Origin of the sequence: Microcoleus sp. Pol11C2, assembly GCF_036701505.1 — a bacterium.
GTDB lineage: Bacteria > Cyanobacteriota > Cyanobacteriia > Cyanobacteriales > Microcoleaceae > Microcoleus.
On record NZ_JAUBQX010000015.1, the window covers coordinates 1 to 12,586 of the forward strand.

Sequence of the window (12,586 nt, forward strand, 5' to 3'; positions counted from 1 at the left end):
TCATTTCAACTCCTACTTAGATTCACATACCTCATAATACAGGATTTATGATTTACAAACCATTTGCGATCGCTATAACACTTATTTGCCCGATCGCACTTACCGCATCCACGGCCCGAAAACCCTAGGAGGCAGCAATTGGTCGGCTAGTGTTTTGGAGGAAATACCGAATTATTTCAATACAGTCAATGTCCACAACTACGATGCAGATATTTCTAACTACACCCGCAAAGTGCGCGGCTGGATGAACGGTACTGTCCGCGCTAACTCGCAGCTTTGGGTAGGAGAATGGGGAAGTTACGAGATTAGCTACGGGGATTTCTCTTTAGCTTTAAATTTGATTAAGAATTTGATTCGAGGTTCCCAACCGGGGGATAATTATATTTACGGCAGTCACATATTCTGTTTGTACGACTGGGGAAAGCCGGGACTGCCAGAAGGCTTGCTAGGGGACGGGGGGAAAACGGCGCGCTGGCTACTATGCTTTGCGGATGGGAATTAGGGCTTTGCAGGGCGGGAGAGCTAGCTTTTTTCCTATCACTAACAGTTCGGATTTAATGGCAGTTGCAACTCTTGATGCTCGCAAGAATGTTTACTTGCTGGTTGTCAATGACCGAGCAACATCTTACACTGTTAATGCTGATATTTCGGAGCTGATAAAAACTGGTAATGGCACGGTGCGGGAGTTCAGTTATAAAACAATGGATGAGGTTGTTGGTAGCTTAAGGCTTAAGGGCGGCAATGCGAGTTTTGCACTGGCGGGGAACAGCGCTATTCTCATCAAGTTCGCTCGCCAGAATAGAAGCTCAAATCCTTTGGGTCAGAATTGGGATAAGATAGAATTAGTTATGCTCAGAATTATTTATTTTCTGCTTGTTTGGCCCTGGAACCCTCGAACCCTCGAACCCTCGAACCCCTAATTGCACAGTTGCCATACCTAAGTCGTCCTGTTGTGATTCCCCTCCTGTCGCTGGTAAATTGGTAGCGTGCAGGTATCTTGCCTCAAACAGAATGCGAGCGAGAGTTCCGTTGAGGGGCAGAAAGTAGGGTGCAGTCTAGACAATCGTAGAAATTCTTGCTCGTAAACCCGCAGCAGTTATGCTAAGCGAGGAATTGCCCGCCAGCCTTCATGTCCGCCCTCTGGCAGATAGCATTGCTTCTGAAAGTCAGAAGCCGTCAATTATCAGGATATGGCACGGAATTAATTTTAAATGCCAAGATGCTGGAAGTATGGGTGAGTCTAATCGTACAGAAACTTTGAGGGCGCTTGGAAATCTCGCGGGTAAAGCCTCTCAATCCACCTGCTGCTCGCGATCGGCTTTTTCCAACAAATATCACTTTTCTGCCCCCTGATGTTTATTCCCTCCCTCAGTCAGGTCATCAACCGCAATCCCCTCACCGTCAGCCCTGAGACGCCCGTAGAAAAGGCGATCGAGCTGATGAGTAGCACAGGAGCCAGTTACGTCCTCGTGGTAGAAGCGCGCGGGAATTCTCAACTCGGAAATCCCACGAACGGGACGACCCCACAATCGCGGGAACAGTCGGGTTTCTACAACGGTGTACCGCGTGCGGTACACGCAGGAGGCAACGGGCTGCGTCTCAACGGCTCAAAAGCTCCCTATGGGGCCGGCCAGACAGTGCTGGGGATTTTTACAGCGCGAGATATCGTACAGCTAAATTCGATCGGCGCTGCTTTGAGGGGATTTGCGATCGAGCAAATCATGATCAGAACCGTAACTGTAGCCCGAGAATCGGAAATTCCCGACTTTTTTGCCTTAGCAAATCTGCTGGATAAAAATCATATCAGCCATTTGCCCGTCGTCAGCGAGGCTGAAGAACTTGTCGGTTTAATTAGCTCTCAAAGCTTGGTGCAAATGTTGCAGGGAATTGGGGAACCGACACCAAAAGCAATTAGCAGCGCTTCGCCACCTGCGGCTTTCGCGTTCCCTCCACCGCTGCCAATTCTGAATCAGAAATTAGAGCTACCTGCAAGTTTAATTAAACTTTATCAAATCCCTCAAATAGCAGCCTCACGAATAATTCACGCTCCTTCTAATTCTTCGGTTCGCTATTTGGCGCAACTGATGTTTAGACACAATGTTAGTTATGTATTAATCACTGAAACCCCGGATCAACACTCGACTGGTGCGGCTCACAATTCCAAATTTACAAATCCCAACCTTCACAAACTGGTTGGTGTGGTAAGTTCGCGGGATATTGTGCAGTTGCAGGCCATGGGAAGAGACTCTAACAAAATTAAAGCGGGAGCAATTTGCAGCAGTTCGCCGCCACTGGTGCGATCGCACTCTAGCCTCGAAGCAGCCGTCGCGCTGCTGCAAAAACACTACTGCCAGTTGCCTTTATTAGTCATCAACGAAACAAATCACCCGATCGGGATAATCAATCCTAAAACTATTCTTTTACAAGCGCTGGATTCAAAATCTCTGCATTCTGGCTTAATTGCTTTGCAGCGCCAGCTAGAATCTAGCAACGCTCAATACAAAAAACTCTCAGCAGAAATACAGCGGACAGCACCAAATAGCCACGAGATGGCTGAAATTTCTCACTACAGTGTCGTAGAGCGGCCAAATCTCCCCCCTGCAGTCAATAATCAGGGGATTTGGGACTGGAATCTCGAAACAGATGAGTTTTTTTATTCGGCGCGGTGGCAAGAAATGCTGGGCTACCAAGAAGGGGAAATCTCGAATCGCCGATCGGAATGGTGGAGTCGCATCCACCGAGATGATATTGACTCGGTAAAGGCAGCTTTAGAAGACCACTTCGCCCAAAAGACACCGGATTTTGCAGCAGAATATCGGATGTACTGTAAAGACGGCAGCACTGTCTGGGTGCTGAACCGAGGTCAAGTTTTACGCAGCGCTACCGGGAAACCGCTGCGGGTAGTAGGAACTCATACAGATATTACTCCAAACAAGCAGTTTGAAGTCAAAAACCGCGATCATGATCGAGAACAATTCCATCTATTTGACTCTTTGAAAGCAACAGTAATTTTCCACATAGATGCGGCGGGGGTTTGGAAATTTCTCAACCGCGCTTGGACGGAAATTACGAATTTTTCGGTGTCCGAAAGTTTGGGAACTAATTTTTTAGAGTGGGTGCATCCAGATGAGCGCGAGCAATGTGCAAATTTATTGGAGTCTTTGCTGTCGGGTAAGTCGGAATTTGAACGGCGAGAACTGCGATTTAAGTCCAAGTCGGTTCCAGGGAAAAACTCCTTGGGAATTCACAGTAATTCCGGCTTTGTTTCCGTGGAACTATTTGCCCAAGTCCGGCGGAATTCGCAAGGCGAAATAGCGGGAATTTTCGGGACTTTGCACGATGTCTGCAACCGCCTCGAAGGAGTTGAGGAACTGCGGGAAAGCGAGCGAGCAATTCGATCGCTCTACGAGGTAATGGTGAGCTCGGAAGGCTCTTTTGACGATCGAACGATCCGGTTGCTGGCAATGGGCTGTAGTCAGTTTGGGATGGATATCGGGCTGTTGGGCAGGGTTTTGGGCGATCGCTACGAAGTGATTGCCGCTTATGTACCGGAAGATTTTCCCTTTGGATTTGCTAAAGGAGACGGTTTTGCTTTGAGCAGAACCTTTGAGCGAGAGGTTCTGCGATCGAGCGAACCTATTTCTGTCGAATCAGCCGGCACTACTCAGTGGCGCAACCACCCCGCTTACAGCGTACGCAAGTTGGAGGCTTTTGTGGGGACGAAGGTAATAGTGCAAGGGCGAGTTTTTGGCACTTTGAGCTTTACTTCCCGCACCACCAAATCTCCTTTTAAACCGCTGAATTTTGAAATTTTAAAGTTGATGGGCAATTACATCGGCGCAGAAATTGCCCGCGAAGAGCGAGAGCGAACTTTGCAACGTCAGTACCAGCGCGTTTTACTACTCAAACAAATTACTCAAAAAGTGCGATCGACCTTAGACACTCAAGAAATTTTTCAAACTACCGCCACCCAAATCGGCCGCGTATTTGGTGTCAATCGCTGTACAATTCACACTTATCTTTCCGAACCTTATCCCCACCTTCCTTGCGTCGCGGAATACTTAGAACCCGGTCACGAATCGGCTTTGGATTTAGAACTTTCTGTCACTTATAACCCCTACACAGAAAAACTCCTCGCTGAAGATATAGCCCTGGCATCTCCCGATGTGTTTGCCGATCCTTTGCTGGAATCTTCGGGGCCGATGTGCCGCCGCATCGGATTAAAATCTATGTTGGCTGTTCGCACTTCCTATCAAGGAGAACCAAATGGAATTATTACTTTGCACCAGTGCGATGCAACTCGCCAGTGGAATCCAGACGAAATTGAACTCTTAGAAGATGTTGCCGCTCAAGTTGGAATTACCTTAGCTCAAGCACAACTTTTAGAAACAGAAGTTCAGCGACAGCGACAGTTAGCAGAGCAAAATGAAGCTTTGGATCAAGCACGACAAGCGGCGGAAGTTGCTAATAGAGCTAAGAGCGAATTTTTAGCGACTATGAGTCACGAAATCCGCACTCCGATGAATGCAGTCATCGGGATGACGGGCTTGCTGCTGGATATGGAATTAACTCCTGAACAGCGGGATTTTGTGGAGACAATTCGTACCAGCGGCGATGCTTTGCTGACTATTATTAACGATATTCTCGACTTTTCCAAGATTGAATCTGGAAAATTGGATTTGGAACGCAGCCCCTTCGAGCTGCAAAACTGTATAGAAGAATCTCTGGAATTACTGGCTCCTAGAGCCTCAGAAAAAGGTTTAGAGCTGGCTTACTTTATTGATGATTCTGTTCCGAAAAATATTTTAGGAGATGTCACGAGGCTGCGCCAAATTTTGGTAAATCTGCTGGGCAATGCAGTTAAGTTTACAGAATCTGGAGAAATTGTGGTGTGCTGTACGGCTAGGGAAATTAAACAGGTAGCTGCTAACAGTTCGCCAGATAGAATTAATATTCTAGCGCCACAACCGCTAGCAATTAACCAGGGAGAGTTGGCACGTAACAGACAATACGAGATTCAATTTGCTGTCCAAGATACCGGAATTGGCATTCCGCCAGACCGGATGGATCGCCTGTTTAAAGCTTTTTCGCAGGTGGATGCTTCGACAACGCGACATTACGGCGGGACGGGTTTGGGACTGGCTATCAGCCAGCGTTTGAGCGATATGATGGGCGGTACAATGTGGGTTGTCAGCCAGGTTACTCCGGGAAGTTCTAAGTCTCAACCGGCCGTTTCTGCGATCGGACAAAGTATCGCTGGAATGTCGCCTGCAGAATTTACTCCGCCGTCGATGTCGGGTTCGGGTTCGATTTTTTATTTCACGGTGACGGCTGAAGCGAATGACATCCGGGCTGAGGAAAAAAGGCCCGAATTTGCCGCTGGTAAGCACTTGTTAATTGTTGAGCATCATGCCATTAATCGGCAAGTTTTGATCCGGCAGGCAGAGTCTTGGGGAATGATACCCGTGGCTGTAACTTCGGGTGCTGAGGCTTTGGAAATCATCAAAGGAAACTCGCCGCTCGATTTAGCTATTTTGGCGATGAATCTACCAGATATGGACGGTGTGGCTTTGGCTGTGGAGATTCGGAAATTTGAGCTGAGCAATTTGTCCGGCGGCGACGGTCTAAATCCGAATGTCATCGTTAAAAACACTCGCAAAATAGCACTACCTTTGGTGCTGTTTACTTATTTAAGTAAGGCGGAAGTTTGGAAAAAACTTGAAACTACAGAAGTACATTTTTCTGCTTTTTTAACTAAGCCTTTAAAACAGTCCCAGTTTTATAATGTGTTGCTGCAAGTTTTTGGATATGTTACTGGCCGAAGCGGCAGGGGAGAAGTTTCTAATGTGGCGACTTTGACTTCGGGATTGAAGTATTTTGAAAATTCTCAAGAACAGCACCGCGTGCAGCGGACGCCTGCTGTTTTGAGGCAGGTTGGAACCAATTCTGCTGGACAGGATGCAGCTAATTCGACTCAGATTCGGATTTTGCTGGCTGAGGACAATGTGGTGAATCAAAAAGTCGCTACGCATTTACTCGACAGGATAGGATATCGGGCTGATATTGCGGCTAATGGGTTGGAGGTTTTGGAGGCGCTGAAGCGGCAATCTTACGATGTTGTGCTGATGGATGTGCAGATGCCGAACATGGATGGGTTGGAAGCGACGCGCCGCATTTGTCAGGAATGGCCTGCTAACAAGAAGCCGAGAATTATTGCGATGACTGCTAATGCGATGCAGGGCGATCGCGAAAAGTGTCTGGAAGCAGGTATGGACGATTATATTACTAAGCCGGTGCGTCGAGAAGAGTTGGCGATCGCCTTAAGCAAGTGCTCACCTTTGATTCGGGATGAATTGGATGCGGTTAGTGAGCAAAACAATCAAGATATTTCTGATAAAGTTGACAGTGATACTGCCGCATCTTCGAGCGTTCAACCGGGAGCCGATTCGCCGATTGATTTTCACATTTTGCAAAATCTCCGCGAGCTAGACGATGATGAAGACCCAGATTTTTTGGGGGAGCTGATTAAGATATATTTGGTAGACGCACCGCAACATTTAGAAACTATTAAGGAGGCTATTTTTCTCGGCGATGCTGATAGTTTGAAGCTGGCTTCTCACACGCTGAAGTCGAGCAGCGCCAATTTAGGAGCGGTGTCTTTTTCTGCTGTTTGCAAGGAGTTGGAGTATATGGGCCGCGTGGCGGTTGAGTCTGGAGGGGAACAGGTTTTTGATGTGAGTACGGCGCGCGATCGTCTGTTGGAAGCCCAAGCTGAGTGGGAAAAGGTGCGGACGGCTTTTGAGACGGAATTGGAAACGGGGAAGTTGCGATCGCAAATAGGGTAATTTCTAATTGGTAATTGGTAATTGCTAATGAAGAATTGCCGTTACCGATTACCAGAATAACTATTTAACTTTCACCTAAATATGCTTTGCGAACAGTTTCATTTGACTGCAAATCGCTAGCAGTACCAGCGACTACAACCTGACCTGTTTGGATGACATAGCCGCGATGGGCTACACTTAAAGCCATGCGGGCGTTTTGTTCCACCAGTAAAATAGTTGTTCCTTCAGCATTTATATCGCGGACGATCGCAAAAATTTGACTGACTAACATCGGTGCCAATCCCATACTCGGCTCGTCCAATAATAACAAGCGGGGGCGCGACATCAAAGCGCGGGCGATCGCCAACATTTGCTGTTCGCCGCCGCTGAGAGTTCCCCCTTTTTGACTAATTCTTTCTCGCAAACGAGGAAATAAATTTAATGCTTTTTCCATATCGGACTTGATACCGAGAGTATCGTTGCGGAGATAAGCACCCATTTCTAGGTTTTCTTGCACCGTCATTCGCGGAAAAATCAACCGGCCTTCGGGACTTTGAGAAATCCCCAAACGGACGATCGCCTCTGTAGATAGTGCTTCTAAAGGCTTTCCCTCAAATAATACAGTGCCCTGGCGCGGGCGCAGGAGTCCTTGAATTGTGCGGAGAGTTGTAGTTTTCCCCGCCCCGTTGCTGCCGATTAATGTCACAACTTCTCCCTGCGAGACTGTTAGCGATACTCCTTTGAGAGCGTGGATATTTCCGTAGTAAGTGTGAATGTCTTTAATTTCCAACATAATTACTCTTTCTGCTTTGTGCTTTATTATATTATCCAGACTAATTATAAATTTTTATTGCATTTATTTAAAATTAACTTTTTTTATAGTAACCAGTAATTTTACTTAGGTCAACACCAGCCTTAGCTCCCATACAATGTATTTTTAGTAGCTGTGGCGACCAACTTTACAGAATTTTTACTTAAACATCAGATCTCTTGACAGTAGCTTTACAAAAATCTCTAAGTAAGTAGGTAGTATTAATACGTAAGCGAAACCAACCGCTACCACTAACCAATAACAGCACTTAAAATGTTTCAAATTTAAGGAGATTGACCATGAAATTACATCACAGTACCGGAGCGCTCGCATTTTTATTAGCAACTCCTTTAGTAACCAGCTTGAGTGTAGGTGTAGCGCCCAGCCGTGCTGCCACAATAGCCGGTTCTGCGGCAGCAGTAAGGATTGACAACTTCAGTCACAGAGCGAATGATACAGGTACATTTACTAACATTTACACTCAGACAATATCTAACAGCGGTTCAGTTATTAGCGAGGCGACTGCTGATGCAGTTTTTATATCTAACTGTCACGAATTGCTGGCAGCAAATCTCTCGCAAAGTGCAGTTATAGGCAGCGGGAATAACTATTCCGGTTTAGCCGAAAGTAAAGCAGCAGTTATCGGCGACTTCTTCATTGATGCCGAAGAAACTTTTTCCTTCACTTTTCAGACATTTTTAGCTCTTTTAACATCAGTTGACAACCCCCAATCCGAACGCGCTAGGGCGAAGGGCAGTATATCTTTCTTGGTGATTAACACTGTTACTAACATTTTGTTAGACTCTTTTCAATTGGCCCTCGCTTTAGACTCTTCTAATGGCTTTTATGCAAATGCCTTGGTTAGCAACAGCTTTAAACCCACACAAATTAACTTTAATTTTCTGGCTGAACAAAGTGCAGCAGCTAGCCTCCTGTATACTTCTGGGGTATATTCGCGCACATTCAACAGCGCCACTAACTTAAGGTTAGTAGAATTTAAGAACAATATCGCAAAGACAGAAGCAGAAGCAGAAGCAGTTCCCGAACCGAGCACAGTATTAGGTACTGCAATATTTTTAGGATTGTTTGTCAGGCATAGAAAACACAAGAAAACAAAGTCGGAAGTCAAATCAAAAGTTTAGGAAAAACCCCGAATGTTAATCCGTAGGGTGTGCGATGCCCACATCCTATCGTTTCTGTTGAATTGCTCGTTATAAAATGCTGTCGCCGTGGGCGGGTTGATAACTATTATCTGTTTGAATGACAGATTATTGGTGAAACCCGTCCCTAATTTTATTGGGTTAATTGGCAGGAAATTATATTGCTTATTCCGAGAATACACACTGCCCACCTCACTTATCTGTCGGCACACAATACCCATTACCCATGTCCATCTTCTTCTTTTCCCAAATATGCCTCAATTACGCGAGGATCGGCGCGAACTTGATCGGGAGTTCCCTCAGCAATTTTAGTACCGTACTCCATAACACTCACGCGATCGCTAATTCCCATCACCACTTTCATATCATGTTCAATCAGCAAAATACTCAAATTCAACTCATCGCGAATCCGGTAAATAAAGCGAGTTAAATCAGCCGTTTCGTTCGGGTTCATCCCGGCAGTCGGTTCGTCCAAAAGCAACACTTTCGGATCGGAAGCCAAAGCCCGGGCAATTTCCAATCTCCGCTGGTCGCCGTAGGAAAGGTTTTTTGCCAACTCCGGCGCTTTAGAACCACCTAAACCGACAAAATCAAGCATAGTGAGCGCTTTTATTTTAGCTTCCCGCTCCTCCAGATTCGCAGCGGGAGGTCGGAGGATTGCACCCAACAAACCTGTTTTTAATCGGCAGTGTCTACCTACTAAAACATTATCCAGGACAGTCATGTTGTTAAACAAGCGGATATTTTGAAAAGTTCTAGCAATGCCGAAAGTAGTCAGGCGATCCGGAGGCAAACCCGTGATATTCTTCTGTTCCAAAAGCAACTGACCGCCACTCGGTTTGTAGATACCTGTGAGCATATTAAAAAAAGTAGTTTTGCCCGCACCGTTGGGGCCGATCAAACTGGCGATCGAGCCTTTTTCTAATGTTAAACTAACCTGGTTGACGGCAGTCAAACCGCCGAATCGCATTGTAAGTTGCTGTGCTTCTAATAATGACATTTTGGTTCTGTTTTCTAAGATTTTATAGTAGTGCGATCGTCCCGCTCGCAAGCTTTCACGCACGCGAATCAATTTGGTATCTTTTAGGGCATATTCTCTAACGTACAAACAAAATAGAACTTAAAAAGATTAGACTCTAGCGAACGGCGAGGGCGATATTGTGCGTGTAAATGGGCGGTCGAAAAGTTTTCAATAACTTTGAGATTAAGTTCGTCAGCCAAAGTTGCAATGTTTTCAAACCCAGTAATCCACGGTGCATACATACTTTCGTATTTATCGATGTAATCATTGATATCTTGGTAGCCCGTCGTTCTCAAAATTACCTTTTCCGACATATAATCAAAGGACAATCGAAAATTATGAACATTGTCGCGAATTTGTTCTAACACAAATATTACATCTTTTTTGTTAAGCAAGGTAGTGTTGCCTTCCCACAAAAAATATGTCGGTCGAGTGAAATCAAATTCACTCTGTTTTAGCAAGGAGATTAAACCGTCTTTTACGTAATCGCCGGGAATATAGCGAACATTAGCAGTAACTTTTTTAGCTTTGAGAGTTTCTTCTTTTAATTGAAGAGTCGCGCCCTCGTCTATTTCAAAATAAATAACTCCTTCTCCATTAATTCTAGCAGCGCGAGTATCCAAACCCGAACCTAAAATAACTATTTGCTTGCAACCTCCTAAAATTTGATTTGACAAAACATCATCAAAATATTTAGTCCGCAACTTCACCATTTCTTTAGCCGCGGGAGAGTTTTGAGCTATTTGTTCAGCTATTTTTTTTGTTTCCTCAGTGAGCCATATTTTGACTACATGATCAGTATAGAGAGGAATGGCTTCTTCATTCTCTTCTGATCTAAATTCCGCAACGATAAAAGCAGTACCAGTTACATTTTTCATGGCTAATCTTTCACCCTTACTAAGTAGTTGGTTACAAATAAACATTAGATGGGGACGGGGTTTTTACGCCCATAAACTCCCTTGCATCCTAGATTTTTAGCTAAACCAGCCTACAAAATACTATGGTTTTTGCCCTTACCTACTTATTGACTTCTCGCATCTGCTAAAGACTCATTGCTCGATTCACCATCAGAATGCAGTTCAGCTTGGTGTATTTTATCAGGAATCAGTCCCTCCGGCCGCACGAGCATCATGACAACAAGAGTTAGGCCGAATAGAAATAAGCGCATTTGAATCGGGTCTAAACTGGTTGCCAGAAAGTCTCGCAACTGGGGAATTGCAATCCTGGGGAGTACAAAAGTATTCAGAAAACCCTTGAGGACTTGCGCTAATTGTGGCAGATAAAGCCGATCGGCAGACATGATAATGATAGCCCCCAAAATCACCCCGGTCATGTTGCCCAAACCGCCTAAAATCACCATACACAGGATGATTACCGACACCGAGAAATCGAAAACGCTGGGAAAAATCGCGCTGATATAGGCGGCGTAAAACGCGCCTGCAAAGCCCGAAAACGTCGCTCCCATTGCAAAAGCCGAAAGTTTGGTTTTGACCAGGTTAATGCCCATCGCACTCGCCGCTAATTCATCTTCGCGCATGGCATTCCATGCCCTGCCCAAGCGGGAATCTCGCAGCCGCGAAATCATGAAGTAAGCGAAGACAACTAGCAGCAAAATTAGGTAGTACCAGGGAAAGTAGTTGCCGGTGCTGAAAGTGCCGACGATGGGGAGAGATGGACGCCCGATCGGGTTTATTCCCGCTTCGCCCCCAGTGAGGTTAAAAGGTCGATCGCACCCAACCAGACACAGCACCAACTCAGGTTTACCCAAAACAGCAGCAACAATCTTCGAGACTGGTTCATCGATCCGAATCGCGGTTAAATTCCTAAAGACAACCGGGATAATTTCGCCAAAACCGAGGGTAACGATCGCCAAATAATCGCCCCTGAGTCGCAGTGTCGGAATACCCAGGATTACGCCCGCGATCGCAGCTACACCTGCCGCGATCGGCAGTACCACCCAAAAGTTCCAAGCAATATTTAACTGCCCAGAAGATAGCAAAGCCGTCGTGTAAGCGCCGATCGCAAAAAACGCCGCATATCCCAAATCCAACAAACCCGCAAAACCCACAGTAATATTCAAACCCAACGCCAACATAATAAAGATTTGAATCTGTACTACAGTAGCAATCCAGCCAGTCTGAGCCTGAATGTCGATAAACGGAAACAGAATCAGAATAAAAGCTAATGTCACCAAAGTTGCCAGCCGCTGGCGTTCCCCCTGCAAACCCTGCAAAGCACCCATTAACGTAGCTGTCAAAATTGCGATCGTCAAACTGCAAATCCCGTACAGCAGCGTCGTCGGCAAAGCCACAGCAGATTGACCAGAAAAAGGTCTAATCAAAACCCCTTCTAACACACTCGCCACTAACAGCCAAACTCCCAATCCCAATCCCGCTAAAATGCCGATAGTCGCACCCATTTTCGGGCTGTAAACCTTCTGATCCCGACAGCCAATAAAGCCCGCAGCCGTACCCATCAGCCAGCCGATCACAGTGCCGCTCCAACCGCCGAATAACAAAACAGTCAAAGAGGCGATCGCCCCTAAAATACCAGTCGATTTGATCGCATTAATTATTTTTTTTGACATAGTAATAAATTATTAGTCATTAGTTATTAGTCAGCAGTTAGTAGTTAGATGAAAGAATGCTAGGAATCGCAGTTTTATAGATGCGACTGACGCGGGCAATGCCAATTACTGCCTCAATCAACTCGATCGACGGCTGGTTCGGGAAACTGCTGAGCGGGCTAGGTACAGTTTAGAGTCTTTTGA

The 12,586-nt window shown here is 45.8% G+C and carries 9 protein-coding genes; 5 read left to right on the plus strand and 4 right to left on the minus strand.

Annotated features, from left to right (window positions below):
• Positions 1 to 85 precede the first annotated feature (85 nt).
• From QUA42_RS11285 to QUA42_RS11300, 4 genes are all read left to right on the plus strand, one after another.
• Complete coding sequence (locus QUA42_RS11285; RefSeq protein ID WP_333137371.1) at positions 86 to 502, plus strand: hypothetical protein; 417 nt, start codon at positions 86 to 88, stop codon at positions 500 to 502.
• Between the two features lie 55 nt (positions 503 to 557).
• On the plus strand, positions 558 to 920 hold the full coding sequence (locus tag QUA42_RS11290; RefSeq protein WP_333137372.1) for a hypothetical protein: 363 nt from the start codon (positions 558 to 560) through the stop codon (positions 918 to 920).
• 178 nt (positions 921 to 1,098) lie between these two features.
• The gene (locus QUA42_RS11295; protein WP_333137373.1) at positions 1,099 to 1,353 is read left to right on the plus strand and encodes a hypothetical protein; all 255 of its coding nucleotides are present in this window, start codon (positions 1,099 to 1,101) and stop codon (positions 1,351 to 1,353) included.
• Positions 1,353 to 6,845 carry a response regulator gene (locus tag QUA42_RS11300; protein ID WP_333137374.1) on the plus strand — a complete coding sequence of 1,831 codons (5,493 nt, stop codon included), beginning with the start codon at positions 1,353 to 1,355 and terminating at the stop codon, positions 6,843 to 6,845. The genes QUA42_RS11295 and QUA42_RS11300 overlap by 1 nt, the downstream gene beginning before the upstream one ends.
• Before the next feature lie 64 nt (positions 6,846 to 6,909).
• Here the strand turns inward: QUA42_RS11300 and QUA42_RS11305 are convergent, their stop codons facing one another.
• On the minus strand, positions 6,910 to 7,617 hold the full coding sequence (locus QUA42_RS11305; RefSeq protein WP_006631855.1) for an ABC transporter ATP-binding protein: 708 nt from the start codon (positions 7,615 to 7,617) through the stop codon (positions 6,910 to 6,912).
• 317 nt (positions 7,618 to 7,934) lie between these two features.
• On the opposite strand from QUA42_RS11305, the gene QUA42_RS11310 reads away from it, so the two are divergent.
• Positions 7,935 to 8,777: a PEP-CTERM sorting domain-containing protein gene (locus tag QUA42_RS11310; protein ID WP_333137375.1), complete on the plus strand. Its 843-nt coding sequence runs from the start codon at positions 7,935 to 7,937 to the stop codon at positions 8,775 to 8,777.
• 238 nt (positions 8,778 to 9,015) lie between these two features.
• Here QUA42_RS11310 and QUA42_RS11315 read toward each other — a convergent pair whose 3' ends face one another.
• The 3 genes from QUA42_RS11315 to QUA42_RS11325 all read right to left on the minus strand — a co-directional run bounded on the left by QUA42_RS11315 (position 9,016) and on the right by QUA42_RS11325 (position 12,403).
• On the minus strand, positions 9,016 to 9,795 hold the full coding sequence (locus QUA42_RS11315) for an ABC transporter ATP-binding protein (protein ID WP_333137376.1): 780 nt from the start codon (positions 9,793 to 9,795) through the stop codon (positions 9,016 to 9,018).
• A gap of 83 nt (positions 9,796 to 9,878) precedes the next feature.
• Entirely contained in the window at positions 9,879 to 10,694 is an 816-nt protein-coding gene (locus QUA42_RS11320; RefSeq protein WP_333137377.1) for an SAM-dependent methyltransferase, read from the minus strand.
• 143 nt (positions 10,695 to 10,837) lie between these two features.
• Positions 10,838 to 12,403, minus strand: a complete 1,566-nt coding sequence (locus QUA42_RS11325; RefSeq protein WP_333137378.1) for an ABC transporter permease subunit — start codon at positions 12,401 to 12,403, stop codon at positions 10,838 to 10,840.
• Between the last annotated feature and the right edge of the window lie 183 nt (positions 12,404 to 12,586).